General features: G+C 41.3%; 30 protein-coding genes and 1 pseudogene. 4 read left to right on the forward strand and 27 right to left on the reverse strand.

The window, feature by feature from the left end; translation table 11 throughout:
* Nucleotides 1-36: 36 nt before the first annotated feature.
* From RSX31_RS15795 to flaG, 8 genes are all read right to left on the reverse strand, one after another.
* Complete coding sequence (locus RSX31_RS15795) at nt 37-585, reverse strand: REP-associated tyrosine transposase (protein WP_315635131.1); 549 nt, start codon at nt 583-585, stop codon at nt 37-39.
* Between the two features lie 220 nt (nt 586-805).
* A complete protein-coding gene (locus RSX31_RS15800) occupies nt 806-1,561 on the reverse strand; it encodes an ABC transporter permease (RefSeq protein ID WP_315635132.1) in 756 nt (251 codons plus the stop codon).
* Between the two features lie 6 nt (nt 1,562-1,567).
* Nucleotides 1,568-1,912 carry an MmcQ/YjbR family DNA-binding protein gene (locus tag RSX31_RS15805; RefSeq protein ID WP_315635133.1) on the reverse strand — a complete coding sequence of 115 codons (345 nt, stop codon included), beginning with the start codon at nt 1,910-1,912 and terminating at the stop codon, nt 1,568-1,570.
* Between the two features lie 81 nt (nt 1,913-1,993).
* A complete protein-coding gene (locus tag RSX31_RS15810) occupies nt 1,994-2,383 on the reverse strand; it encodes a hypothetical protein (protein WP_315635134.1) in 390 nt (129 codons plus the stop codon).
* Nucleotides 2,384-2,391: 8 nt separating this feature from the next.
* Nucleotides 2,392-2,739, reverse strand: coding sequence for a flagellar protein FliT (locus RSX31_RS15815; RefSeq protein WP_315635135.1), 348 nt, complete (start codon nt 2,737-2,739; stop codon nt 2,392-2,394).
* A complete protein-coding gene (fliS, locus tag RSX31_RS15820) occupies nt 2,739-3,143 on the reverse strand; it encodes a flagellar export chaperone FliS (protein WP_315635136.1) in 405 nt (134 codons plus the stop codon). The genes RSX31_RS15815 and fliS overlap by 1 nt, the downstream gene beginning before the upstream one ends.
* A 22-nt stretch (nt 3,144-3,165) precedes the next feature.
* Nucleotides 3,166-4,689: a flagellar hook-associated protein 2 gene (locus RSX31_RS15825; protein WP_315635137.1), complete on the reverse strand. Its 1,524-nt coding sequence runs from the start codon at nt 4,687-4,689 to the stop codon at nt 3,166-3,168.
* A 15-nt stretch (nt 4,690-4,704) separates the two neighbouring features.
* Entirely contained in the window at nt 4,705-5,064 is a 360-nt protein-coding gene (flaG, locus tag RSX31_RS15830; protein ID WP_315635138.1) for a flagellar protein FlaG, read from the reverse strand.
* A gap of 144 nt (nt 5,065-5,208) precedes the next feature.
* Here flaG and RSX31_RS15835 point away from each other — a divergent pair, with 144 nt between their 5' ends.
* A complete protein-coding gene (locus RSX31_RS15835) occupies nt 5,209-6,063 on the forward strand; it encodes a DNA endonuclease (protein WP_315635139.1) in 855 nt (284 codons plus the stop codon).
* A gap of 436 nt (nt 6,064-6,499) precedes the next feature.
* Here RSX31_RS15835 and RSX31_RS15840 read toward each other — a convergent pair whose 3' ends face one another.
* From RSX31_RS15840 to RSX31_RS15900, 13 genes are all read right to left on the reverse strand, one after another.
* Nucleotides 6,500-7,660 (reverse strand): flagellin N-terminal helical domain-containing protein, encoded by a 1,161-nt coding sequence (locus RSX31_RS15840; RefSeq protein WP_315635140.1) that lies wholly within the window; start codon nt 7,658-7,660, stop codon nt 6,500-6,502.
* Between the two features lie 158 nt (nt 7,661-7,818).
* Nucleotides 7,819-8,040 carry a carbon storage regulator CsrA gene (gene csrA, locus RSX31_RS15845; RefSeq protein ID WP_315635141.1) on the reverse strand — a complete coding sequence of 74 codons (222 nt, stop codon included), beginning with the start codon at nt 8,038-8,040 and terminating at the stop codon, nt 7,819-7,821.
* Between the two features lie 4 nt (nt 8,041-8,044).
* Entirely contained in the window at nt 8,045-8,488 is a 444-nt protein-coding gene (gene fliW / locus RSX31_RS15850) for a flagellar assembly protein FliW (RefSeq protein ID WP_315635142.1), read from the reverse strand.
* 18 nt (nt 8,489-8,506) lie between these two features.
* The gene (locus RSX31_RS15855; protein ID WP_315635143.1) at nt 8,507-9,097 is read right to left on the reverse strand and encodes a DUF6470 family protein; all 591 of its coding nucleotides are present in this window, start codon (nt 9,095-9,097) and stop codon (nt 8,507-8,509) included.
* A 74-nt stretch (nt 9,098-9,171) separates the two neighbouring features.
* A complete protein-coding gene (gene flgL / locus RSX31_RS15860) occupies nt 9,172-10,077 on the reverse strand; it encodes a flagellar hook-associated protein FlgL (protein ID WP_315635144.1) in 906 nt (301 codons plus the stop codon).
* 14 nt (nt 10,078-10,091) lie between these two features.
* Nucleotides 10,092-11,669 carry a flagellar hook-associated protein FlgK gene (gene flgK / locus RSX31_RS15865; RefSeq protein WP_315635145.1) on the reverse strand — a complete coding sequence of 526 codons (1,578 nt, stop codon included), beginning with the start codon at nt 11,667-11,669 and terminating at the stop codon, nt 10,092-10,094.
* A gap of 29 nt (nt 11,670-11,698) precedes the next feature.
* A complete protein-coding gene (locus RSX31_RS15870) occupies nt 11,699-12,193 on the reverse strand; it encodes a flagellar protein FlgN (protein WP_315635147.1) in 495 nt (164 codons plus the stop codon).
* 17 nt (nt 12,194-12,210) lie between these two features.
* Nucleotides 12,211-12,477 (reverse strand): flagellar biosynthesis anti-sigma factor FlgM, encoded by a 267-nt coding sequence (gene flgM, locus RSX31_RS15875; RefSeq protein ID WP_315635148.1) that lies wholly within the window; start codon nt 12,475-12,477, stop codon nt 12,211-12,213.
* Nucleotides 12,478-12,591: 114 nt separating this feature from the next.
* Entirely contained in the window at nt 12,592-13,008 is a 417-nt protein-coding gene (locus tag RSX31_RS15880; protein WP_315635149.1) for a TIGR03826 family flagellar region protein, read from the reverse strand.
* A 60-nt stretch (nt 13,009-13,068) separates the two neighbouring features.
* Entirely contained in the window at nt 13,069-13,770 is a 702-nt protein-coding gene (locus tag RSX31_RS15885) for a ComF family protein (protein WP_315635150.1), read from the reverse strand.
* Entirely contained in the window at nt 13,763-14,842 is a 1,080-nt protein-coding gene (locus RSX31_RS15890) for a DEAD/DEAH box helicase (protein WP_315635151.1), read from the reverse strand. Before RSX31_RS15890 ends, RSX31_RS15885 begins: the two co-directional genes overlap by 8 nt.
* Before the next feature lie 622 nt (nt 14,843-15,464).
* Nucleotides 15,465-16,316, reverse strand: a complete 852-nt coding sequence (locus tag RSX31_RS15895; protein ID WP_315635152.1) for a DegV family protein — start codon at nt 16,314-16,316, stop codon at nt 15,465-15,467.
* A gap of 215 nt (nt 16,317-16,531) precedes the next feature.
* Nucleotides 16,532-17,434: a DMT family transporter gene (locus RSX31_RS15900; protein ID WP_315635153.1), complete on the reverse strand. Its 903-nt coding sequence runs from the start codon at nt 17,432-17,434 to the stop codon at nt 16,532-16,534.
* A gap of 280 nt (nt 17,435-17,714) precedes the next feature.
* Between RSX31_RS15900 and murB the strand changes: the two genes are divergently transcribed.
* A complete protein-coding gene (gene murB, locus RSX31_RS15905; protein ID WP_148970291.1) occupies nt 17,715-18,635 on the forward strand; it encodes a UDP-N-acetylmuramate dehydrogenase in 921 nt (306 codons plus the stop codon).
* A 339-nt stretch (nt 18,636-18,974) separates the two neighbouring features.
* Here the strand turns inward: murB and RSX31_RS15910 are convergent, their stop codons facing one another.
* The 5 genes and pseudogenes from RSX31_RS15910 to RSX31_RS15930 all read right to left on the reverse strand — a co-directional run bounded on the left by RSX31_RS15910 (nt 18,975) and on the right by RSX31_RS15930 (nt 23,142).
* On the reverse strand, nt 18,975-19,436 hold the full coding sequence (locus RSX31_RS15910; protein ID WP_148970292.1) for a hypothetical protein: 462 nt from the start codon (nt 19,434-19,436) through the stop codon (nt 18,975-18,977).
* A gap of 66 nt (nt 19,437-19,502) precedes the next feature.
* Nucleotides 19,503-20,390 (reverse strand): helix-turn-helix domain-containing protein, encoded by an 888-nt coding sequence (locus RSX31_RS15915; RefSeq protein ID WP_315635154.1) that lies wholly within the window; start codon nt 20,388-20,390, stop codon nt 19,503-19,505.
* Between the two features lie 41 nt (nt 20,391-20,431).
* Nucleotides 20,432-21,334 carry a helix-turn-helix domain-containing protein gene (locus tag RSX31_RS15920; RefSeq protein ID WP_315635155.1) on the reverse strand — a complete coding sequence of 301 codons (903 nt, stop codon included), beginning with the start codon at nt 21,332-21,334 and terminating at the stop codon, nt 20,432-20,434.
* Nucleotides 21,335-21,749: 415 nt separating this feature from the next.
* Nucleotides 21,750-22,139: pseudogene (gene gloA2, locus RSX31_RS15925) on the reverse strand (SMU1112c/YaeR family gloxylase I-like metalloprotein).
* Nucleotides 22,140-22,215: 76 nt separating this feature from the next.
* Nucleotides 22,216-23,142 carry a manganese-dependent inorganic pyrophosphatase gene (locus RSX31_RS15930; protein ID WP_148970296.1) on the reverse strand — a complete coding sequence of 309 codons (927 nt, stop codon included), beginning with the start codon at nt 23,140-23,142 and terminating at the stop codon, nt 22,216-22,218.
* 174 nt (nt 23,143-23,316) lie between these two features.
* On the opposite strand from RSX31_RS15930, the gene RSX31_RS15935 reads away from it, so the two are divergent.
* Nucleotides 23,317-23,439 carry a hypothetical protein gene (locus RSX31_RS15935; RefSeq protein ID WP_315635156.1) on the forward strand — a complete coding sequence of 41 codons (123 nt, stop codon included), beginning with the start codon at nt 23,317-23,319 and terminating at the stop codon, nt 23,437-23,439.
* Complete coding sequence (locus RSX31_RS15940) at nt 23,423-23,617, forward strand: hypothetical protein (RefSeq protein ID WP_315635158.1); 195 nt, start codon at nt 23,423-23,425, stop codon at nt 23,615-23,617. Before RSX31_RS15935 ends, RSX31_RS15940 begins: the two co-directional genes overlap by 17 nt.
* 105 nt (nt 23,618-23,722) lie before the next feature.
* On the opposite strand, the gene RSX31_RS15945 is transcribed toward RSX31_RS15940, so the two are convergent.
* Nucleotides 23,723-24,757: a DctP family TRAP transporter solute-binding subunit gene (locus tag RSX31_RS15945; RefSeq protein ID WP_315635159.1), complete on the reverse strand. Its 1,035-nt coding sequence runs from the start codon at nt 24,755-24,757 to the stop codon at nt 23,723-23,725.
* Nucleotides 24,758-24,773: the final 16 nt, after the last annotated feature.

Below are 24,773 nucleotides of genomic sequence, written 5' to 3' on the forward strand. Positions count from 1 at the left end.
AAACACCTGCAGAACTCAGTAGGTGTTTTCTTATCCTCAGTTATTAAATTGCTTCAACCTAATTTCCACATAAAATTTATAATGATTTTTCGAACCATTATTCATAAATGAAAGTATTTTTCTTGTATCAACATGCTTATTCTCTCTATTAGTAATAAAGGATCGATAACTGGACCATTGATATTTTTCGGGTTCAGTTGCAATACCGGCTCTTACAGGATTTAAGTGAATATAGCAGCTTGTGTCAACCATTTGCTTGTTGTTCCGTATAATGACTGATTTAAAACGTCCTTGAAAAAGATGGCCTTCAAACCCATTTCTCTTATTAAAATAACGGGCATAACGGTAATGGATATATTGTATGATCTTGCCTGGAGGTTCATCGATGGTTTCAATCAGGAGATGAACGTGATTGGTCATGAGACAATAGGAGTGAAGAATAAAGGGGAACTTTTCTTTTGCATCTTCTACAATTTCTAAATACTTTAAACGATCTTCCTTGTTACGAAAAATGGTATATCTCCGATTTCCTCTTGCCGTAATATGATAGATATAACCAGGGAACCACTCTCTTTTATTCGCCATGTCAACATCCTTTCTACTTTTGGTATCTCTATCTTCGACATACTTATACAAAATTCCTGCTAAGCGTGGAGTTTGCCTGTTGAATTAGCTCTGAAATTTAACAGGTAAATAATCCAGAACATTTGCCTGTTAAAAAACCTGTGATATTTAACAGGCAAAATCACCTTAAACTTAACAGACAAACAAAAAAAGACCTGCTCTCTAATACAGAACAGATCCACTAAACATCCACATCCCGCCGTCCAAAAACCCACCCTGCCAAACCACCAAACCCAATCAAATACACTGCAATCACCCCAACAGAAAACAAAAACGTCATCCCTTCAAAAGGTGGAGTTCCGAAGAAATACTGCTGTAAATCGGTATTGGCAAACAACAAATACCTCCCCCATTCCATTCCCCGCTCATTCATGACAATCAATAACGTTCCTGCGGAAAACGTCAGAAAAAGAGTCGTTCCAATGGCAAAGGAACTGCTTCTCGTCAGCACAGACAGAGTGAAAGCCACAGAACAGATGGCGATCAGTTCAAGAAATCTCAGGACATAAGCGCCCGCTACCAGGAAAAAGTTTACGTTGAATTCAAAGAAGCTGTCGTAGAACCACAGAGCGCCCAGTACGGCAGAAAATAAAAAATGGGCAGAAGTAAGAATGGTTGCTATGACGATAACGGCTAAGTATTTAGAGAGCAGTATTTTCACACGGTTGACCGGACGTATGAGTAGCAGCTTGATGGTACCTGACGAAAACTCATTGGATACGATGTCACCTGCTATGATGAGGCAGAAGACTTGTAGGACGATGATAAGGTTTGAGCTGATTCGCATATACTCCCAGAAGGAGAATTGGATTCCTTCGAATAGCATGTAGACGAATAGGGATGCGATGGAGTTGATGAATACGATGATCCCAAGGGAAATCCACATGCGGGGACGGGAAAGTTGTTTTAAAAGTTCATTGGTGACTAGGTTAATCATGTGTCTTCATCCGTTTCGTACTTGATTTGCCAGTTTTTTGGGAGCCACTCTCAAATAACCTTCGTGAATCAAGGCTTCAATTGCTTGCCATCCTACTTCCTCTGTCTCTACTAACACCCAGCCATGTCTTCCAATGTAGGGGGCTTTAGTGTAGCCTTGCTGCTCGAGTAAGATTTCTTGAGTGGTGGGGAGCGTTTTAATGGATAGGGAGAGATTGTTCTCCTCTCCAATGATTACAAATGGCTTGTCCTTCACCCGGAAAGAAGTATGTCCAAAGCCGTCTATATGTTCATGAACTTCAGGGTAGGTTCCGCAAAGACTTCTGATTTCTTCTACCAGACTATTTTTCATCAAGTCTTCCTCCAGCATTTTTTTATTATTATAGCATGAGATTATTTGGAAAAAGAAAAAAAAGCCTCGAAGATTCGAGACTTAGTGTGTTAGATAAGGATTTAGTTCGATTTCAATCGACGTTTTCCATTTAGAAAAGGCTGGTGACAGTTTTTCCTGGACGATACTTTGTTTGACTGTGTTGTTGTCTAACTGTCCGTCCAGTTTCCATGCTTGATCCGTCACCGTATCAAATCCAGTTAGAGCTTGCTGAATGTCTTCACGTCCATCAAACATTTCTTTCAACAAGAGATTGCTTTCTGAAATCTGACCAATGGCCATGAAGACATCTGAAAGTACCCTGTCCCCTTCTGTTTTGCTTAAATCCGTGAAGCTTGCTTCTACATACTTCAGTGCTTCTTCGATCGTGTCGAGCATTCCGACGTATTGGCTGACCAATTCGTACTGTTTTTCGTCTAATTTCGTTGTCAAAGAACCACCTATTTCTTTTTATCGTAGAACATTCCATCATATTGCAGTGATTCATATGGATTTGAATATTTTTGAACGGAAGTTTTTTTCTTCGTTAACCCATTCATATCTCGCTTGATTTCCAAACGCAGTTGAGACAACTGCCGATCAATCTGATGGTTCCAGGCAATCATCTGCTTGCCGAGCTTCTGCTCATCCTGAGTATAAGGCGGCTTAATTGTCCCAAGTACACTCTGTCTTTTCTCTAAAAGAGATTCCACTTCCTCAATCGTAGATTCCCTGTTTTCATCATTCACCTGTTCCAATGCTTCTTTCAATTGCTTCGTGATCGTATAGCAAAGAAGGACCGAGCTCATTACGCCTGTCCACCTTGTCCGGCATGCTGCTTTTGGCGGTTCAGTTGAATGACTTGTTTCCATGTATCACGGAAATCAGTGATGAGTCCCTCTACTTCTTCTAAAATCGCCACATCATTCTTGATATTGGCATCTGTTAAGCGACGGTTGATGTAGTCGTAAAGGGACATGAGATTTTGTGAGACTTCAAGATCCGTGTTCAATGTAACCATCAGCTCATTCACGATGGCTTGGGTCTTTTGGATATTGGTATTTTTCAGCTCAATATTTTTTTCTTCAATCGCTTTTTTCGCGATATGAATAAATTTCAGGCTTCCGTTATAGAGCATAAGGGTGAGTTCACCTGGTGATGCGGTGTTGACCGAGTTATTCTGGTATGTTGCATACGGGTTGTTGATGGCCATAGTGACACTCCTTTATTTATGATTAGCCGCCGAATTGGTTCATGAGGAACATGGATTGTTGGTTGGAACGCTGAATGGCTTTTTCCATGGCGGTGAATTGACGCCAGTAGCGGTCTTCGACTTGAATCAGCCGATCCTCGAATCGATCCATTTGACTGTCCATGTTGTTTAGTAAACGGCCCAGGGTAAATGTATTATTGGTGCTCGAAGCTTTCCCTGCTTTTTGCTCAATGCTGTCCATTGTATCTTTCAACGTATCACGTAGACGACGGGCGATTCCCTGTTCATTAGACGTGGCACCATCTTTAGCAAAAATCTCATAGATGGCGTTCGGGTCTTTTGAAATCGCTTCTTTCAGCTTGCTTTCATCAATAATCAATTTTCCACGATCAAGGTAGTTACTTGAAGTTTTGATACCGATTTGGGCTAACTGGTCAACACCTGATGTTCCACCAGAGATTGGTGTGTACATGTCCGTTCTCATTTTGTTGAGCCCAGACGTTAGAACGGAATCGTTTCTCAGAGTACCGCTGCGTGACTTTTCTTCCCATAATTCGATTTCCTTTTCTTCCATCGACTCTTTTTGTTCAGCAGTCAACGGTTGAAAATCACGGTATTTCTTTTCGTTTACTTCGCCGTTCACTTTTTCGATGAGTTTGTTGTATTCGTCGACGAATTTGACGATTTTTTCCAGGATTTTGTCGGTGTCGGGTTGTGAAGCGAAAGTTACATTTGTATTGGATGCGTTCTTCAGTGTCAGTTCAAAACCATTGATGGTAAACGTGTTGGACGACCGTTCAGTTGCCATTCCGTTGTATGTAAATTTGGCATTCTCACCGATGGAACCCCGATTATTAGCCAGGGCAACATCATTATCCGCATCCAATTTCAGGTGTGTGGTAAATAGATCACCCTGTAACTCGATCTCAGCCCCACTGGCATTACTTCCTGTATTTTTACTCATCACTGACATTTGCTTTGTATGCTGGTCATAAAACATCGTCACACCTGTTTGCGCATTGATTTTGGATATTAAACTGTCCAATGTTTCATCTTCAGCATTAAATTTAATTTCAGTAAAATCAGACGCCATCGTTCCGTCTGCTTTGATTGCCTTTACTTTAATACTTTGCTCACCAGTCATTCCGAATGATTCACTCAATTTTTTCTTAGAATCAAATGCGCCACCGTCAGACTGAGTAATAGCTGAACTGTACATAGTAGCAGCAGTAGCCAGCTTCTCAACTTTTAATGTCCCGGTAAAATCGGTAGTTGAATTGATGTTTTTAACCGAAACTTCATTCGGATCTGAGACTGTAACTGACTTCTGAGTATATGTCCCCTGCTTCATCACCCCGTCAAAAATAAGATTACTAAAATCAAACATCATCTTATTCATATCTCGGTAATCATCGCGCTGCCACTCAAGGTATTGTTTCTTTTGTTCCAGTTTATCTAAAGGGATTCTCTCCGCCTTCATTAAGTCCTTTATAATTTGATCCGTGTCCATACCACTGGCAAGGCCACCAATTCGCATATCAGCCATATGTATCTCCTTCCATTAAACCTTCTTATCGACTAGTAAACCAACAAATTCCGTCATTGCGGCATGCATATCTAGCATTTTCTTTGCCGGTATTTCTTTCACTATCTCCTGCGTACGATCATCAACAATGGTCACATAGTATTCTTTCAATTTATCATGAAATTCAAATTTGAGGTGTGTATTCGAAGTGGACATAAACTCATTCATCCCATGAACGACATCTTCCAATTTTACTTTGGTGACAGGTTCTTTGGTTGTGGTTTCTTCATGGTGTCGCTCCTGTGCTTGAATTTGTTTCACTTCTTCGCTTGTTTGGTTCTCTAATTTAGTAAATGATTGTACTCCTGAAACTCCGCCTGTCACTTTATCAATCATCTTTTGATCCTCCTGAGGGTTATATGGGTTATATCGGATTTTGAAGGGGAAAGTTTAGGGAGAATAGGCTTTATTTTGTTTCCATGAGGGTATATAGTAAAATAAATTCAGAGCATATGTTCTTATTAAAGGGAGTTGTAATGGATGGAGAAGTTCCTAAATCTGTCTTCTATACAAAGGAATTTACTTGTAGGGAGCATACTGGGTGACGGTGAAATCACAAAAATATACCCTCATTCACGTCGGAAAAATCATAGTTATCGTGAGCATTATGGTATAGAACAAGAAAGCTACCGGATTTGGAAAGCTTCATTCTTCCCAGAGCTCTTATATCTAACAAAGAAAAGTCAAACCATGCGTTCAAAATCTGATCCACTTTTCACCGAGCTATTCCCATACTTCTACAATAATCATTCTAAGCAAATCCCAATAAAGATTCTGAAGTATTGTACCTCTCCCTATTTTTTAACAGCTCTTTATCTAGATGATGGTTCTCTATCAATCTCTAAAAGAATTAATCATCGAAACAAGAAGATTTACTTAACCCCTCATATTTACTTATACCTTCAAAATTACCCCAAAGAGGGATTGGAAGTACTACAGCAACACATTTTAAATACATTTCAAATTGATTTCAAACTAAGTAAAAGAAGAGATGGTCATGGTTATATTTTAAAAGGAACCTCAACAGACTTAACATACAATTTCTTGAACTTACTTTCTCCCATTACTTTGACATGTGAAAGTATGTACTATAAGTCTAATTGGGAATGGAGGCTGAAACAGGAGGAGGAAAAGTTTTTTAAACAATATCCTAAATATCAAATTATCGCTTCTTCCTCGGATAGATCCAAAAATTATACTGCTGAAGAAGTAAGAAAAATGATACTCCTAAAGAAGAGTGGTGTTAAAGATATAGAGATTGCCAAAACTTTAGGTAGAAGCTATTGGTCCGTAGTTTACAAACTAAAAGAATTGCGAAGTGAAGGGATATTATAATTATTTGGAAATATCAAAAAAAGAGACTCTAGGAAGCCTTAGAGTCTCTCGAAAACAATTTAAAATTAACGAAGAAGTTGTAAAACTCCTTGTGGTTGTTGGTTCGCTTGCTTTGCGACTGTATCTTTCAATTACAGAATAGACTATATCTTCACCCTTGTATGTAAGGGGCTGGGCACTTCGAACAGGATTCCCTGTCCTACGAGATTCATAGTCATAGCTTTCGCCTTAGACCGTATTCTCTAGTCGTTGAACCTTCTCCAGAGTTTCCTCACAGGAGCTTGGCTGCTGATTATCCATTGTTGCATCTATATCATTTTCAAACCCTTCCGCCTACCGTTTCCAGTTACGTTGTGGTTGATAAAGCTTTAGGAAGTTCCAGCAATTCACCCAGTTATTCTCCAGCTCGTTACCAAACTGGACGCCCTCGAGTCATTTATCTCAGAAGTTGTAAAACTCCTTGAGGCATTTGATTGGATTGAGCCAACATTGCTTGTGCTGCTTGAGAAAGAATGGAATTTTTTGTTTGATTCATCATTTCTTTCGCCATATCGACGTCTCTAACACGTGATTCTGCAGCTGTTAAGTTTTCAGAAGATGTATTCAAGTTGTTAATAGTATGCTCTAAACGATTTTGTGAAGCCCCAAGTTTAGAACGTTCACCTGATACTTTTTCAATAGCTGTATTAATGGAGGTAATTGCAGCAGTTGCCTTTTCGGCCGAAGTAATGTCAATACCATTCCCTGAACCGTCTGTTACACCTAAATCATCAGCTTTCATACTGTTTATGCCTACAAGCATATTTTGGCCAGAATTCGCCCCGATTTGGAAAGAAAATGCTTCGCTAACATCTGTTTCTGCAGCTTCCATTTTTCCAATTGAAAGTGTAATACTTTCTCCAGATTTCATGTTAGCTAACCCTGTTAAATCGATTGTCGCTGCTCCAAAGTCAGTTGAACTAATAGATGAAAGATCAGCAGCTAATGCAATCGTACCTAATCCATTTGGGTTAGAAATAGAGAAAGCAGTATCATCACTAGCAGCTTCAGTAGTTCTAGTAATAGTGATTGTACCTGATTTTGCTAGAGCATCACTATCAGAAGCAACTGCCGTTATTGTAGCATTACTATTATTTTGTAATGTTACAGAACCATCTACTTTATCTTTCAGTCCAACTTTTGACCCATCAAGTAATTTTTGAGTATTAAACTCGGTAGTGTTAGCAATTCTATCAATTTCTTGAGTTAACTGGTTTACTTCTTTTTGTAATTCTTTGCGATCAGAATCAGTATTCGTATCATTTGAAGATTGTACCGCTAATTCACGCATACGCTGAAGAATATCGTGTGTTTCATTTAATGCTCCTTCAGCTGTTTGAATCATAGAAATACCATCTTGTGAGTTTTTAGAGGCTTGATCTAATCCTCGGATCTGCCCACGCATCTTCTCAGAAATTGCTAACCCGGCAGCATCGTCTCCTGCACGGTTAATACGAAGACCTGATGAAAGTTTTTCCATAGATTTAGATTGTGAGTTTCCAGCACTATTCAACTGACGATAAGTATTCAAAGCCGCAATATTATGATTAATTCTCATAACTTAAATTTCCTCCTTGAAAGTAAGCCCACATCCATGTGAACTATAAAAGTTTAGTAGTTTGCAACAAGTCACAAAGGTCGGCCGCCCTTCTCCTCATTGCTTACAGTACTATTATCGGTCGTTTCTACTGGTGTTTAATAGTTTGAGAAAAATAATTAATCATTTTTTGGCAAAAGGTTAAACAGATTGTCGATTCCTTTCGAAGCTTCGGTGTTTTCCTCCTGAATAGACAGATAGACTTCTTTCCGATGGATATCTACGTTCTTTGGGGCATTGATCCCGAGTTTCACTTGATCACCTTTTACAGAAATGACCGTTAGCTCAATGTCATCCCCAATCTGAATGGTTTCCCCCGTCTTCCTTGTCAGTACTAACATCCCCTCAACCCTTCTTTCCTGCAGGCTGAGCAAAGATCAGATGCTTGGTTTGATAGTCTGGGTTGTTTAAGATAACTTGTTTTCCTCTACGATTTGCGAGATTAAGAATAATCGGTGCCTGCAAATTCGCGGTAGATTCATTTAGCACTTCACGTACGGTAAGAATAGAAAGCACCTGTACTTCTTTTTCAGAAGGATTACTCAGTAACTCCACGATCGCCTGATCCAGCTCAAAATCATATTCCTTAAAGAACACAAACGGATCTGTCACCACAAACCCAAGCTCGGGAGTCTTCACCGATTGTAATATATGAAACCACTCATTTTCCGGAAGTGGCAATAGGACAAACTGCTTCTCTTCCCCAAACCCGGGGATCCCGTGTTCGAATGTCAAAACTTCTTCTGGAATTACTTCTATTACTCCATGATATTTCGTATCAATTTTCATCCGCTTCATTCCTTCATTCTATATTTCTTGTTCGTAGTTGATCCCTACGTGTTTTAAGTTTGCAAAATCAATTTGTAAGTCTGCATACCGTTTCAAACTGACATCTACATTGGCTGGAGTATACTGTATATTGGGCTTTTGAGGACGGGAGTGATTCACCACTTTTTGCGGTTCAATGTTAACCTTGACGCTTCCAGGATCGTATCCAATCTTGACACTTCCAGCCGAAGGAATCCATCCTATGTTAAATTCATACATCGGATCCTCACTGTTCCGCTTAGCCTGAGCGGTAATCGCATCCCCGCCATTCTCGATCATCATCAGTTCATCCCCGTCCTTGGCGACACGGGCAAGTCCCGCCAGCCAGTCTTCATATCCTTGTTGGGAATATTCTTCTATCCTGCGACGCACTGATTTCAAGTCCATATCAGCTCGTGCCTCAGTTTGGTCGATGGTCAGTTTGGATGGCTTCCGTTCAATTTCCATCTTTGCCTGCGGCTGTTGGATATCCAATTCTGCCGGTGGCTGCTCAATGTCCATACGGCCTGGAGTCGTCCGGATGCTCAGGGCAGCTGACGTGGACTGCAATCTTATTTGTGGAACGTTCACACATACTCACCTCCATATAAAAAGGGACTGACCCTAAGGTGACAAAACACCTTAAAGGGTCAGTCCCCTTGCTTTTATCGTAGAAAATCCATTAATGTCGGCTGAATGATTCTGGCTCCAACGCTGAGTGCTGCGCGATGTACGCTTTCCTGGGTTTTCAAGTCCGTGATAACGCGTTCAATATCAGCATCCTCGTTGTCTGAAAGAATGCGATTAGCTGTCACTTCCTGCTGCGCTAATCGGTCATCTACCATTTCAAGACGATTGTAGCGAGCACCTAATTCAGATCGTTCTGCTGATAATGTGTTCATTACGCTGTCCAGGTTCTCAAGCTCGGTATCAAGAGCCGAATCATCTCCAGATTCCAATGCCTTTTGAATGTTGTGCACTGTATCAAACAGTTTCTGATTAAAGACCTTATTAGGATTAACATTGGCTTTTAAAGAAACACCTTGTGAAACCTCTACAGGATAAGCATCGATTGCACCGCTTCCTAAATTATCAGCAACCTTAGGAGCACTGCCATCTGCAGGATTCCCATCCTTAATCGGAGAATTCCCAACGTCCGTTCCATGAAAAATATATCTCCCCGCTACTTTCGTTTCAGCGACACTGACCAAATCCTGTTTAATCTGTTCAATCTCAACAGCTACGGCTTTACGGTCTTCCGGACTCAATGTTCCATTTTTCCCTTGAAGCGTCAATTCCCTGACACGCTGCAACCCTTGATTTGCCTGCTCAATTCCGGATTCGGAGTTCTCCATCCATAAATAAAGTTCCGATAGATTCCGTTTATACTGTTCAATCCCAGTCAGATTCGAGCGATAAAACATCCCTTTCATCGCAACAACCGGATCATCCGAAGGCTTCGTAATCTTCTTCCCTGTCGCCAACTGGTCCTGAAGTTGTCCCATTCGTCCATAAGAAGAACTAAGATTTCTCATTGAGTTCGCTGTCAGCATACTTTGTGTTACGCGCATATTATTTCACCTACCTACCTTCCAACGGTTCCCATGCCGTTGATGATTTTATCGAGCATTTCGTCCTGCAGTGTGATCATTCTGGCAGAGGCGTTGTAGGCATGCTGGAATTTGATCATGTCGGTCATTTCTTCGTCAAGGGACACACCGCTGACGGACATTCGGCGTTCGTCCACTGCTCCTCTTAGTACGCCGGAGTTGCTTGCGAGTCGCACGGATTCTTGTGATTCTACTGCCATTTTTCCGATCACGGATTCAAAGTGCCCTTGGAATGAGGCTTCTTTTTCACCATAAGGCAGTTTAGTCGTAGTGATGATGTCGGCAAGCGCCAGAACATTTGATGCGTCACCAAGTGTGGGATTATCTGCACCCGCTGTGGCGATGTTATCGAGGTTACTCATTTCATCGGCAACCTGTAATCTTTGAGCGAATCCTGCTTTAGGCACACCGTCCAAATCTGCTGCGGCATTCATTGCATCCTGGAAGAACTTCGGTGTATCCGGAGTATCGTTGTCAGGATCAAAGTTTGGATCGTTCATTTGTTCAGGTGTGAAACCTTTTTGATGCTGGTCATTGAATGCTTTGGCGAACTCGTACGCCATGCTGTCCAGTTCATCGAGCATGCTGATGTAGGAGCCTTCTGCTTCACCTTCTTTATTTTTGAAGCCGTATGTATCGACAAGGGCTCTCAATTTCCCTTCGCCTTGTGATAAGAAGTCTTTAATGTCGAGCGTCTGATTACCGATGGTTACGGAATCCACCGTATTTTGAGGGCCTTCATAGGTAAGCTTAAGTTCATTGACTCCACCTTGCCCGACCAGGTTGACGGCCAGGTTTCCATCCTTACCGACCAATGTGACAGTGACCGCACCTTCTGCGATAGGTGAAGACGCTCCCCCATTGGATTGGTAGCTCGTTTGAATGGAGACATGCTGTGAAAGTTCATCGATCAATCGGTCCCGTTCATCATATAGATCATTTGGAAGATAGCCATGTGGTTCAACATAAGCTATTTGTTTATTGATGTTATCGATTTGTCTGGACAGGGAATTGATTTGCTTTTCACTGACAGACAGCTCATTTTTCAGGTCGCCCCTGACACTCGTTAAGGATGACGATAAGTAATTGAATGTTTCAGCAACGGCTTTTCCTCTTTCAACAACGACTGACCGTGCACCTGAGTTGGACGGATTAACGGCTAGATCCTGAAGGGACTGCCAGAACATATCCATCGTTTTAGATAAGCCTGAATCCGATGGTTCATTCATGACCTCTTCCATCTTCTTCATCGCTTCCATTTTTGTTTCCCAGTAGCCAAGCTTTTGGTTTTCACCTCTATACTGCATGTCGAGGAAAGAATCACGCACGCGTTGAATCGAACCGGCGTCGACTCCGGTTCCGATTTGACCTGGGATTTGCGGACGGTTCATAGAGGGGGCAGGATAGGGTGTCGTTTGTTCAAAATTGACTCGTTGACGGGTATATCCAGGGGTATTTGCGTTGGAGATATTGTGACCGGTTGTATAAAGGGCGCCCTGCTGGGTGTACATGCCTCGTTTTGCCGTTTCCAGGCCCATAAAAGTGGATCGCATGGTGTTGCCTCCGTTTCAATTAGTAAGTGCTAAGCTTTCGAATCAAACATGGATCTTCCGGTTGGTGATTTCTTTTCACCATTTGGACGTGAATAGGTTGATTGATCCGGCTGCGGTTGCGTCATGGATAGATTCATATTCACGAATTGAAGAGATTGATAGACAAGCTTTTGATTCAGCTCATTTCGGACTTTCAACTCTCCGATGATTCCGACTAATTTTTGCTGCCAATGGGCGAGCGTTTCTTGGTCTTGGGGTGAACTGTGCTCGATGCACTGAGATATCGTGGGTGCCCCGTTGAAAGGCACTCCCCGTGATTGAAGATAGTGACTGGATTCCCGCTGCCGCTCAGCTTCCACCGTATTGATGGCAGCCAAGTGCTTTTGTTCATCCTTCAGGACACGATCGAGTTCACTCATATCACCTTTTTTGATGACGTCCGTTTTATCCATTGAAAGATCGAACAAACTTTTATGCAGCTTATACAGTTTTTCAAGAGTTATCGTTAGATTGGTTGCTGACATGTTTGTTCGCTCCCTTTTTATTGTCCGTTATAGAAATTCTTCAATCCTTTAGCGATGGCTCTCGGGTCGATGGTATAGTTCCCGCTCTGAACTTGATCTTTTAAAGCTTCCACTCTAGCCTGGCGCTCTTTGCCGAGTTTGGAAACCTCCTGCATTTCTTTTGCAGCAGAAGAAATTTCAATTTTGTCGGATATGTTCTTTTCCGTTTTGCCGACCTGGTCCATCTTGTTAAGATTGCGCTTATAAGGATTGATGTTCTGATTTCCGATATTGTTAATCTTCATCATTTTCTCCTCGCTTTCATCACGTCCATTGTTTCTACCTAGTATATCGGATAAAAACGTGGTTTGTTTAGCTTTAGGGCCTGGTTAGTTTTTCCTGATTTATGTACTGACCTTCTAGTTCTTCTCTCTCATGGTGTAATACGTTCTCTGACCGGAGTCCTTTGATTTATTCTTCCATTCCTGCTCGGTTTCGAACTTTTTCAAATCACTGGCAAGTTCAGAGGAACAATCACTGCAAATCCTACCCATCCCTATAATCTTCCCGCATTTATCACAAGGATAACCCATATTTGGAAACTGTCTCGTCTGAATGCGGCCTTTTTTCACCCATTTATATAGAAGTTCCTCATCTACACCCGTCACTTCAATGACACGCTCCATTGTCGCAGCTCGGTTATCCCGCTTTTTTAAAAATTGATAGACAGTTTCGTACATCGTTTCTTCTTCTTTATAGCATTTGTCACACACATCACGGAATTTATTTTTCATAAAAATAGCGTTGCAGCGTGGACAGTTGATAATCTCTGACATAATTGGTTCCTCCCGATGAAGCTTCTCTTATTCGTTATATCGGCAGTAATAAAAATTGCTTTAACCCCTGGCAAGAGTTAGGGAAGATACCTTTTCAGCCCCCGCTTCCCTCAAAAGCTTTGCCGCCTGCCTCAAGGTCGTTCCCGTCGTGTAAATATCGTCAAAAAGCAAAGCCGATTTACCCTTCAGATCGGATTCAACCAACTGAAAAACCTGTTCTTGACGAAGACGGTCCTTCCTTGACTTTTTCGACTGTTTTTCAGAATGCAGTCGTGTGAGTATGTTGGAGGGACGGACCCCTGCTTCCTCCAATAGAGCGGTAGATTGGTTGAACCCTCTCTCATAGAGGCGTTCCTCACTTAGCGGGATGGGAATGATGAGGTCGTAATCCACTTTAGCGATATAGGTTTTAATAGTATGGGAGAACGCTTTTGCCAACACGTAGTCCCCCCGATACTTATACTTTGCCAGATACTCTTTAAGAAAGTCATTATAACGATATAATGAAAAATTCTGATGTAGAATCCCTTTCCACTCAGGATCCACTTCCCACCGATGACAGTCCAGGCACACGTCGCCCTTAATTAATTGCGGAGCCAGATCATCTAATGACCGGGAGCACCCCAAACAACGCTTCCCTTCTATCTTCACCAGTTGTTTATCACACGCAGAACACAGAAATTGAGGTTCCCGGTAAAACAACCCTCTCCAGGACATGATCTCGTCCAGTTTATCATCACAAATCAAACATTTATTAACCATTAAGCAATCCTCTTTTCCCTGCTTCTTTATTCATCTGATTAATATGAAGAAGGGCTTTGATCATCTCCCCCGTTCGACCGTAATGAAAATAGATAATGTCTCCTTTTGGATAGTCAGCACTGCGCCCTACTCTTCCAGCGATTTGCACGAGGGCGCTTTCCGTAAAAATCTTTTCTTCTGCTCCCAGGACGGCGACATCGATGTTCGGAATCGTCACGCCCCTCTCTAAAATGGTGGTGGTCAATAGAATCGGAATCTCTTTGTTTCGCATTTTCATTACCTTCTCTTTTCGTTCTGGGTCTTCGGCATGGACGGATTCGATAAGGGGATTCATTTTTTGAAATAATGGCAGGGCTTTTTCCATAAATTTGACAGTCGGGAAGAATATGAGGGCTTGTTTGGATTGCTGGAGTTTTGATAATGTCCATTTTTTCAAAGGATGTGGGATTCGATTTTTCTTCAAAGTCTTTTTCCAAAGACCGCACCATACAAACTTTGGGAGAGGGATGGGATGGCGGTGGAAACGGGCCGGGATCTGGATAAAGGAGCGCTTTCCTGCTGCACATTGCTTCTGTGTATTTCGATCAGGGGTAGCTGTAAGGTAGATAATCGAGGACTGAGGCTTACGAGCTTTTTCCACTGCCCATTGCAGGGAAGAATCATAGGAGTATGGAAAGGCGTCCACTTCATCAATGATCATGACATCGAAGGCGTCATGGAATCGGTACAATTGGTGGGTGGTGGATAGAACAAGCTGGCCATAGGTGTTCCGTTCTTCCGAGCCTCCATAAAGGGTGGTCACCCCAGTATCAGGGAACACCTTTTTAATCCGTGGAGACAATTCAAGGATGACATCCGTTCGAGGTGCGGCAATGCATACCCGTTTATTCTCCCTAAGAGCTTCATGGATTCCCTCAAAGAGAACCTCGGTCTTTCCAGCCCCGCACACCGCCCAAACGAGCAGGTCCTTACTTTCTTTAACGGCCAATACCATTTGTTCAGAAGCTGTCTTTTGCGCTTGTGATAGAGTGCCTGACCATTTAATAGTGGGAATCGTTTCTGATGTTGGCACCGGTCCTTTCCAGGTTATGAGTGGTGTGCACTCCGATACCCTGCCCATCATGATGCAGTTACGGCAGTAGGTGCACGGAGTGTGGCATCTGGAGCAGGAAAATGAAGTGAATAGATGGGGGCTGGTATTTCCACAACGGTGGCAACAGCTTTTTTCCACACCTTTTTGATAGGATACAAAGCCATTCACGTAGTGATCTTGAAGGGTGTCGATTGAAAACGGGATCTCGTCCAGTAGCAATGAACGTCCGCTAAGAAAGGATTGAAGCTCTGGAGAAAAACGAAATGACAGGTTGAGAGGTTGAGGTGGAAGGAAAGGGAATTCTGATATCCTTTGTAGAACGGGGGTTTCATGTTCTATAAGGGGTTCTGGTATTAACCCATTATCTGCAAAAGCAAAGCGCAAAAACATCACTCCTTATCTTGGATAGTGATGTATTCTACATAAGGACGTGAAAATCCTGCCTAATAAAAATGGTGCCCGGCACAAAAACGTTGTTTTGTGCCGGGCACCGGGGAGTTAGGGATTGTACCTGATACATGATGACCAAATTGTACCTGGTACAAATCGTGGGAAATGTACCAGGTACAAAAAACGCAATTTGTACCTGGTACAATCAAAACTATCGACTCATCTTCCGAGCCCATCCCATCCCCATCGATCCCTCACCTAAATGAGTACCGATCACAGGACCGAAAATACTAACATTGAACTCCACATTCGGATACTTCTCTTGAAGCTCGTTCTTCCACTCAATCGCATCTTCTTCACGATTCGCATGGATAATCGATGCCTGAAACTCTTCTCTGGAAGAAACAGCTTCTTCAAGCAAAGACTCTACCCGTTTCAACGCTTTCTTCTTCGTACGGATTTTTTCAAATGGAACAATCACTTTATCAACAAAGTGAAGCAAGGGTTTCACCTGCAAAAGGCTTCCGATGATGGCCTGAGCTTGTGATAGCCTGCCTCCGCGCTGCAAGTGAGCCAGGTCATCAACCATGAAGTATGCCTGTACCGATTGCTTCATTTCATCCAATAGCGCAATGATTTCTTCAGCCGTTTTCCCTTCACGGCCAAGTTTGGCCCCTTCAATGGCATAGAAGCCCTGGATCATGCAGCTGATTTCCGAGTCATAGGGGTACACTTTAATACCCTCGACCATTTCCCCAGCTTGTACGGCACCTTGATACGTTCCGCTGATTCCACTGGATAGATGGATGGAAATGACGGCGTCGTAGTCCTTTGAAAGCTTATCGAATAGCTCGACGAACTTTCCGACTGGAGGCTGTGAAGTGGTTGGAAGCTTTTCCTGGGTGCTGACCTCTTCATAAAATTCACTTGCCGTAATATCAACTTCTTCTTGATAGGTTTCTCCTCCGAAAATGACGCTGAGAGGAATCATATGTATGTTCAGTTGATCACGCAATTCTTTCGGGATGTAGGCGGTACTATCCGTTACAATTGCCGTTTTCATAGAATTACCATCCTTATTGTTTATTTTTATAGCCCGTGCTGCGAGCTTGTCTAGTCTACCTTATGTATCCTTTTCATTTTATATGAAAACAAGTTGGTTTGCATTAGTTTCTCGGGAGTTTCGGCTCATCAAAACGAAACAAACGTTTGTTTAAGACTCTGAACCCATATGGTACAAGGGGTCCCATGTCCTAATCAAACGTTTGTTTAAAGGTCTTACCTCGTGCCAACAGGCAATGATGAGACGATTTTTTTCGATTTTCTTGACGATAGGAATACTCCTGCAAAAATGATGAGTAATCCCAGTATCAGGTTATGCGTGACAGGTTCCCTCAGAAGAACGAATCCCCAAATCATCGCGGTACCTGGAATCAAGTATGTCACCGTCGAAGCGAACTCCGGACTTCCATTCGTCATGATATAGAAATAAAGAAGCGTTGCTACTCCTGATCCTAAACAGCCTAATCCTAAGATACCGAGGATGACCTCTCCTGTTAACAAGTCTCCAATAGAAATCGGATTGGTCAATATCATTCCCACAAAACCTACCGCTGCCCCAATCAAAAGCTGAAATGTAGAAATGACAACGACACTCGTTCCAGCCAGGTATTTTTTTGTGAACTGTGAAGCAAACGCGTAGCTCATGGTCGCAAGCACCATCGTCCCTACCCCTACAAAATCAGAAGTGAAAATCCCGCTCACCTCGAAATTCATCAGGACAAGAATTCCCATAAATCCAACGACAATTCCAATCCATTGATACCCGGTCAGTGTGACAGAGAAAAACAAAAATCCTGCCAGCCCCGTCCAAATGGGAGTCGTTGCGTTTAAAATGGAGGCTGTATTACTATTAATCTGTGTTTCACTTAAAGCGATCAGGGTCCATGGTAACGCCGCATTACCAATCCCAACGACGATCAGTTTCCAAATAGGGAGCGATTTCCTCTCCTTTTTTCTCCTCTGTATGAAAAAGATCGGAAGAAGCACAAGCGCCCCGGCTAAACAACGTAAAAATACCGTCCCCCACACACCAACGGGATCCACCATCCACTTGATAAAAACAAACGACATCCCCCAAATGAGGCTTAAACCAATTAAGGCTACATATAATCTGGCCAATTCGCTTCCTCCTCCCTAAATTGTATAATTTAATAGTTAAATAGACGTTATAACATATTTTGTTAGTTCTATCCTATCTTACTTTGCTTAAGATGGGAACATTCTTTTTTCATATTTTCGACCTATAATAAAGCATTCTTTTCCAATTAATGAGGTTCATTCGAAGGGGATTCACATCTGCCAACTGAAACCATTTAACTTTCATGGGTTTTCGTCATATAATGGTGGGGTAGGATTTAACTTAGAGAAGACGAAAATTACTTTATAGGACTGATATAGAATGTACAATAAGGAAAAAGTGTTTGAAGAATTATCAAAGGTGATGCATTCTGACAATATCAAACGTGATGAATTGTTACGAGAGCATCTGTACACGAAGTTAGGCGGAAGAGCTGATTTCTTCTTAACGCCAACCACTTATGAAGAAGTTCAAAATATCGTGAAGCTGTCAAATGAAGTGGATGTCCCATTTACCTTGTTAGGTAACGGATCGAATTTGATTGTAAAAGATGGTGGAATTCGTGGAATTGTTCTTCATCTGAAAAACTTTAAAGACATCAAAACGACTGATCAACTGATTGTCGCTCAAAGTGGTGCAGCCATCATTGATGTATCGAGACGCGCGTTAGCTGAGAAATTATCAGGACTTGAATTCGCCTGTGGGATTCCAGGTACCGTTGGTGGCGCACTATTCATGAATGCAGGGGCTTATGGCGGAGAAATTAAAGATGTACTGGATTATTGCCATGTCGTCGACCGGGAAGGGAACCTGGTAAAACGTACAGCCGCAGAATTAGAGCTTGATTACCGTCACAGCAATATTTCTGAAAAAGGCGATATTGTACTGGAAGCGACCTTCAGTTTAAAGCCTGGCGACTACGAAGAGATCAAGGCCGTTATGGATGATCTCACAGATAAACGGGAATCGAAGCAGCCACTAGAATACCCATCTTGCGGAAGTGTCTTCAAACGACCACCAGGATATTTCGCAGGTAAGCTTATTCAGGACAGTGAGCTTCAAGGAACGAACTTTGGCGGCGCTGAAGTCTCCACGAAGCATGCCGGTTTCATCGTGAATAAAGACAATGCGACAGCCTCTGATTATATTTCACTCATTGAACACGTTCAAAAAACAGTGAAAGAAAAATTTGATGTGGAACTTGAACGGGAAGTACGCATCATCGGAGAAGATTTGGAATAAAAAGTCAGGAATCATTGGATTCCTGACTTTTTTATGCGTTAATTTAAACAAAAAAAAACAGTCTAAATAAATTTAGACTGAGCAGGGGCTAAATTCCAATTTTCTAGGAACCATTAGCTATCTTTTTTTGGCAACAGGGGCGGGCTTGGTTCTGCGAAACTCTCTCAATCTCGTGATTTGGGATTGAGATACCTTCGCATCCAGTTCATAAGCTTCTCGAGCCTTAAAATAGAGTAGCGACACAACTAATGCCCTCCTTTGAAAAATATTAGTTTCTTTTTACCCGAAAAATTCTAGATAAAACCAAATTCAGTGAAAAATTTCATTTTAATCATTACATTAGAAGTTATAGTTCCATAGTACCCTCCATTCTCCTTCTTCTATGGCTACAAAACAGGTTTGTGTGATCATCATTTCACCAAACTGACTATCAAAATACAAGTTCACTTCCGCTTTTCGGACATTTTTAAATTGAAGCCCTTCTTCGTTAAACGTAAACTCCTTCTCCTTTTCAATACTGCCGACCTCCACCTCAAACTCATCGACCCCCATATGTCCCATGAATACATGGTTTTTCGTCTGGATATATGAGGATTTGGGGAACTTATTTTGCATTTCGGAATGAAACAACTCCCATGCGTTACCGAAGTCACCGCCTTTTTCAAAATTGTAAAATTCTTCGATCACTTCTTCGGGTGAATCAGGTTCCTGGGTTTTTCCAATAAACATAAACAGAGCCACTACAAGAAAAATGGCAACGATTGCTCCGATAAATAGAGGAACAGGGCTTTTCCTTCTCATACATCCAACACTCCTCATCTATAATCATGCTTATGAAGGACATGTTAAATGTATGAAACAGAAATATTATGACAGCGTCTTGAGGTATAATTGCTCTTTCTTATCAGTCAGAAAAGTCTTATGTTCATCATTTCCAAGCATCTCAAACATCATTATTGATCTTTCTATATAAGAAAATGCTTGTTCGTAGTTCTCTTTCAGCTCGAAATTGTAGCTTAAATGATAATGTAGTTGTGCTAAACCATATAAGTGTTCCTCTTCAATGCACCACTTGATTGCTTCCCTGCAATGATCAATCGACTCTCTATATTTTCCTAATCTTGTCAATACCCTTGCTTTATTGTAAAGCAATCGGGTTTTAATTGATTTATCGCTTAGTTGTCCAGTAGTATGGATAGCATCCCTAACTTGATCATAATATTGAAGAGCTTTGACATAATCTTCTGTCCCTACATAAAAACCTCCGATGGTTAGGAGAATCTCCATTTCCCTTTCCGAAAGCGCTTTTTTACTGTCTCCCGTAAGAGAAAAGGCTTCATTTAACAGTTGAAAGGCTTCATCCTGATTATTTTCAATCTCAAATATATAGATTCCCTTGTGCCAATAAAGGAGTTGAAGGTTTTCCCTTTCTTTAAAAAGTGGATTGTTTTCTTCTGCTCTCACCAGTTCGATCATTTCTTTATATCTGTGTTTTTTTCTTAAGTGACGCAATTGGCGCTCAACTTCCTTTATGTAGTCCAGACGGGGGGTTGTTCCTATCTCAAAGAAATAATTCACATCCACGCCCAGCTTTTTGGAAATTTGATAAAGTGAAGTGGCATTGGGATAGATGTCTCCCTTTTCAATCCGACTGATAAGTGCCTGTGTGCATATCCCTTCTCCTAATTCTCCTTGAGTTATACCAACAACCTGACGTAGCTCCTTTATCTTTTTACCAATGATGGAGTAATCCACGAGCCCAGCCTCCCTAGAAGTACTATTAAGTAAGAAAGTGATTAAGCCTGAAATTCATTTTCGATCTTTTCTTTTATTTTTTCTATATTCCCTTTGATAAAATTGGATAACTTCGGGTTGTATTGTATATCAAAAAGCATCGCTGCTTTATCTAGATAAGGCAGCGCTTCCTGATATCTCTCTTGCAACTCCAGGTTATACCCAATATGATAATTTAATTGCGCGAATCCATATAAAGTTTCTTCTTGAATAATCCACCGAATACCTTCTTCACAATACTGGATAGACTCATGATAGTTTCCGAGCCTCGTCAATACCCTGGCGATATTATATAAGAGCCTCGTTTTAATGGACTTGTCGTGAAGTTGGTCGTTATATGTTAAAGCATCATTTACACCTTGATAAATTTCTATTGCCCGATCATAATTGTGACGACTGAATTCCAGTATCCCCATACTGATAAAAATATTCATTTCACGCTCAGACATGGCCTTTTTCTTATTATATGTCAGGGAGAGTGCCTTCTCTAAAATACTCAAGGCTTCCTCTTTGTTTTGATCGACCTCATTCACATATATTCCCCTATGCCAGTAGAGAAGCTGAAGGTTTGTTTCATCTTTTAGAAATAAAGGATTCTTCTCTTCTGTTTGTACGATCTCGATGATTTCATCATATTTCAATTTCACTCTTAACTTCTTTAGTTGACGTTCAACTTCTTTTACATATTCAAGGCGGGGAGTCGTACCAATCTCGAAAAAGTAATTCACATCGACACCAAGTTTCTTGGTAATTTGATATAGAGACGTAGCACTCGGATAAATATCCCCTTTTTCTATTCGACTAATCAGGGCTTGAGTACAAATTCCGTCTGCCAGTTCACCCTGAGTCAAACCCACGACTTTCCTCAACTCTTTGATCTTTTTACCGATGACAGAATAGTCCAAAAACCCACCTCCAAAAAATATTAATATTTTTATATTTTAACAGGAAACATGCAAATTTTTTAGGTATATCCGCTTATATTTCCTCTTAAGGTTAATAATCGCCAATACATGCATTTAAAATCTATGTTTTAATATATTTAACGACAAATTACAATACCTTTTGATGGCACTTCTCCTTGTGGGAAGTGCTCTTTTTTTTTAGACACTTAGCGACAAGCAAAAATATTAATATTTTTATATTAATATAGAAAAAGAAGATATTCGTAAGAAACTCCTCCATTTTTCAAGGAGAATCGTTCTACATCCATAATTCAAAGTTATTCTATTTATGTTTTAATTATCTTAACGACAAATTACAATACCTTTGGACAGCACTTCTCTTTATGGGAAGTGCTCTTTTTTTAGGGACGGACCTCTACTTTCTTTCATAGAGTTCTAAGGGGAGACCATCCGGATCTTCGAAAAAAGTGAATCGTTTATGAGTGTAAGGGTCTATTCGTATTTCCTCCGTTTCAATACCTTCTTTTTTAAGAAGTCTTACAGTCTCTTCAATATCCTCTACTTCCAATGCTAAATGACGCTACCCTCGTGCTTCTGGATAACTTGGACGTGCTGGAGCAGCGGGAAAGGAGAATAGCTCGATAACATATTCCCCATTCAACGCGAGGTCCATCTTGTAAGAATTCCTCTCTTCTCTGTAAACCTCTTGTATGACCTCAAAGCCCAGTTTGTTGACATAGAAGTTTTTTGATCTATTATAATCAGAGCAGATGATAGCAATGTGATGTATTTTTCTAAAGTTCATATGGTGACAGGCACCTCCTATATTTTATTAAAAAAAAAAGAAGCAGTCACATAAACTGCTTCTTTCCGACAACCATTTATTTCATCGCATCCGTCAACACAGGTACGATCTGTTTCTTACGTGATACAACGCCTTTTAACAGCGCTGTATTGTTTTGAAGTGTTACATTAAATGCTTTTTCCACTTCAGCAGCTTTACTTCCAAGAGCCAATGCCGTTGAGTCATTTTCCAGGATGTCAGTCACAACCAGTAGGAAAAGATCCAACCCTTTTTCTTTGATCATTGTTTCCATCGCTGCTTCCACTTCTGCCTGGCGACCGAATACATCGTTCACATCGACCACGTTGATTTGAGCCACTTCTACCTTCGCGTTACCCATCGAGAATTCTTTCGCATCAAGGGTTACAAGCTCCGCAACTGATTTCGTGCTCATGTTGGCACCGGCTTTTAACATTTCCAATCCGTAGACTTCAGCATCAACGCCAGCGATTTCAGCCAGTTCATTCGCTGCTGCTACGTCTTCATCTGTGCAAGTTGGAGATTTGAATAAAAGGGAATCCGAAATAATTGCTGAAAGCATCAATCCAGCCATTTCCTTCGTTACCTCTACTCCTTTTTCCTTGTAGATCTTATTTAAGATTGTCGCCGTACATCCAACCGGCTCTGCACGGTAGTATAAAGGATCTGCCGTTTCGAAGTTGGCGATACGGTGGTGGTCGATCACTTCAAGAACGCGTACTTCTTCGATATCTTCCGCACTCTGCTGGCGCTCGTTGTGGTCAACAAGGATAACCGTATCCGTTTCACCGGCAACCTTTTCAACCAAACGAGGTGCGTCAACGTTAAAATAATCAAGGGCATATTGTGTTTCACCGTTCACGTCACCTAGGCGTACTGGCTCCACGTCCATACCGATTTTTGTCTTCAAATCAGCATATACAAGTGCTGATGTAATCGTATCTGTATCTGGATTTTTGTGTCCGAAAATAAGTGTTTTACTCATCATCATTCTCCTAACTATATGTAATGGTGATCATTGATTTCTCTCTATACATTTTCTTATATTACCATATTTAAAAGCAAAACCGTATCCGTTGGGAAAGATTTTTTCCAATGATTATGAAGGCAATATTCCCAAATTCTGTGTTACTATGAGGACAAGGAGGTGATAAATAGTATGGATCAGGCATTACAAGCCATAAGAGAGTTGCAAGGGCAAATGACACGTTTTGAAGACAATATGAATGCACGTATGACGCAATTAGAAACTCGGATGGATAAGCTTGAAAGGTATGGATAAACTCGAAAGCCGTATGGGTGGGCTAGAAACACGCATGGACAAGCTCGAATCCAGAATGACCCTCCTCGAAGAAAATCAGCAAGATACCCTGGATAACATCACGATTCTGGTAAAGGAAAACTGGGATCACAAAAAAGATCTCCCTAAAGTAAAACGACGGGTGGGGATGGAGCAATAACCTCAGAACCTTTCACTCCCACTCTTTCCTCATGGATAAACTCCATCATTAATCGCCAACTGTAAAAAAATATATATCGGGCACCACCATATACCTGACCACTTTTCAATCAATCTCCCTCATTAATTCCTTCCCAATTTCATCTTCATATTCCTCATACAAAGGATCAAGCTTCTTCATCCATTCTTCTTTTTCCGAATTCAACAGAATGTGGATATCCAAATCAGTATTTCTCTTTAATTCACGCATATGGTCATCGTTGATTTCAATCGAATGCCTGCGAATCCACTCCGTCGTTTGCTTCATCGCTTCTTCAATTTCTACCCGGTACTCTTCAGGTAACTCATCCCAAAATTCTTCGTTCATTAATACAACATAGCCTAAGTAAGTATGGTTGCTGACTGTAAGATACGATTGATGGTCATAAAGCTTCTTTGAGTAAATATTCGAAATGGTATTTTCCTGTCCATCTATAAATCCTACTTCTAAGTTCTCGTATGTTTTATTAAAAGGCAGGTGACTTACGGCAGCCCCCATCCTTTGATATTGATCTTTTATCACTTCACCCGGCATTGTACGGAAGTGGAGCCGATTGAAATCACCCGGCCTGATCAAGGCTCGCTGGCTATTGGTGATTTGTTTAAATCCGTTATACCAAAAGGTAATTCCTTTCACGTTTTCTTGTTTTTCTACCTTTTCAAGTAATACCTCTCCTATATTCCCCTCGAATGCCCGTTGAACATCGTCATAACTATTAAACGCAAAGGGTAAATCGAACACACTATACGCTGGAACATAGGCAGAGACTTTCGACGTGGCAGGGATAATCATTTGAACATTATTATTTTTAAGAGCATTCCATTCACTGATATCCGAATAGAGCGAGCCGTTCGGGTAGATCTCAACCTTCACTTTTCCCTTGGTATTCTTTTCTACCAGTGCTTTAAAACGCCTGATTGCTTTTCCTTTCGGTGTGTTCTCAGAAACAACATGACTGACTTTAATGACGATAGCATCTTTCAGCTTTTCTTGATCGTCATCATATTCCGGGGAAAAGCCGGCCTGAGAATGAAATCCAACAAAATAGGCTGTAGCAATTCCTGTTATAATGAACAACCCTATAAAGAAAAATGTTCTCATGATTGGACCTCCCCTC

The sequence above is a fragment of the Rossellomorea yichunensis genome (genome assembly GCF_032337515.1).
Classification (GTDB): domain Bacteria; phylum Bacillota; class Bacilli; order Bacillales; family Bacillaceae_B; genus Rossellomorea; species Rossellomorea yichunensis.

What these genes read in the sequence shown, in the direction of transcription:
- RSX31_RS15795 (WP_315635131.1), bottom strand. Translation starts at nt 585, where the DNA reads ATGGCGAATAAAAGAGAGTGGTTCCCTGGTTATATCTATCATATTACG.
- RSX31_RS15800 (WP_315635132.1), bottom strand. Translation starts at nt 1,561, where the DNA reads ATGATTAACCTAGTCACCAATGAACTTTTAAAACAACTTTCCCGTCCC.
- RSX31_RS15805 (WP_315635133.1), bottom strand. Translation starts at nt 1,912, where the DNA reads ATGAAAAATAGTCTGGTAGAAGAAATCAGAAGTCTTTGCGGAACCTAC.
- RSX31_RS15815 (WP_315635135.1), bottom strand. Translation starts at nt 2,739, where the DNA reads ATGAGCTCGGTCCTTCTTTGCTATACGATCACGAAGCAATTGAAAGAA.
- fliS (WP_315635136.1), bottom strand. Translation starts at nt 3,143, where the DNA reads ATGGCCATCAACAACCCGTATGCAACATACCAGAATAACTCGGTCAAC.
- RSX31_RS15825 (WP_315635137.1), bottom strand. Translation starts at nt 4,689, where the DNA reads ATGGCTGATATGCGAATTGGTGGCCTTGCCAGTGGTATGGACACGGAT.
- flaG (WP_315635138.1), bottom strand. Translation starts at nt 5,064, where the DNA reads ATGATTGATAAAGTGACAGGCGGAGTTTCAGGAGTACAATCATTTACT.
- RSX31_RS15835 (WP_315635139.1), top strand. Translation starts at nt 5,209, where the DNA reads ATGGAGAAGTTCCTAAATCTGTCTTCTATACAAAGGAATTTACTTGTA.
- RSX31_RS15840 (WP_315635140.1), bottom strand. Translation starts at nt 7,660, where the DNA reads ATGAGAATTAATCATAATATTGCGGCTTTGAATACTTATCGTCAGTTG.
- csrA (WP_315635141.1), bottom strand. Translation starts at nt 8,040, where the DNA reads ATGTTAGTACTGACAAGGAAGACGGGGGAAACCATTCAGATTGGGGAT.
- fliW (WP_315635142.1), bottom strand. Translation starts at nt 8,488, where the DNA reads ATGAAAATTGATACGAAATATCATGGAGTAATAGAAGTAATTCCAGAA.
- flgL (WP_315635144.1), bottom strand. Translation starts at nt 10,077, where the DNA reads ATGCGCGTAACACAAAGTATGCTGACAGCGAACTCAATGAGAAATCTT.
- flgK (WP_315635145.1), bottom strand. Translation starts at nt 11,669, where the DNA reads ATGCGATCCACTTTTATGGGCCTGGAAACGGCAAAACGAGGCATGTAC.
- RSX31_RS15870 (WP_315635147.1), bottom strand. Translation starts at nt 12,193, where the DNA reads ATGTCAGCAACCAATCTAACGATAACTCTTGAAAAACTGTATAAGCTG.
- flgM (WP_315635148.1), bottom strand. Translation starts at nt 12,477, where the DNA reads ATGAAGATTAACAATATCGGAAATCAGAACATCAATCCTTATAAGCGC.
- RSX31_RS15880 (WP_315635149.1), bottom strand. Translation starts at nt 13,008, where the DNA reads ATGTCAGAGATTATCAACTGTCCACGCTGCAACGCTATTTTTATGAAA.
- RSX31_RS15885 (WP_315635150.1), bottom strand. Translation starts at nt 13,770, where the DNA reads ATGGTTAATAAATGTTTGATTTGTGATGATAAACTGGACGAGATCATG.
- RSX31_RS15895 (WP_315635152.1), bottom strand. Translation starts at nt 16,316, where the DNA reads ATGAAAACGGCAATTGTAACGGATAGTACCGCCTACATCCCGAAAGAA.
- murB (WP_148970291.1), top strand. Translation starts at nt 17,715, where the DNA reads ATGTACAATAAGGAAAAAGTGTTTGAAGAATTATCAAAGGTGATGCAT.
- RSX31_RS15910 (WP_148970292.1), bottom strand. Translation starts at nt 19,436, where the DNA reads ATGAGAAGGAAAAGCCCTGTTCCTCTATTTATCGGAGCAATCGTTGCC.
- RSX31_RS15930 (WP_148970296.1), bottom strand. Translation starts at nt 23,142, where the DNA reads ATGAGTAAAACACTTATTTTCGGACACAAAAATCCAGATACAGATACG.
- RSX31_RS15935 (WP_315635156.1), top strand. Translation starts at nt 23,317, where the DNA reads ATGGATCAGGCATTACAAGCCATAAGAGAGTTGCAAGGGCAAATGACA.
- RSX31_RS15945 (WP_315635159.1), bottom strand. Translation starts at nt 24,757, where the DNA reads ATGAGAACATTTTTCTTTATAGGGTTGTTCATTATAACAGGAATTGCT.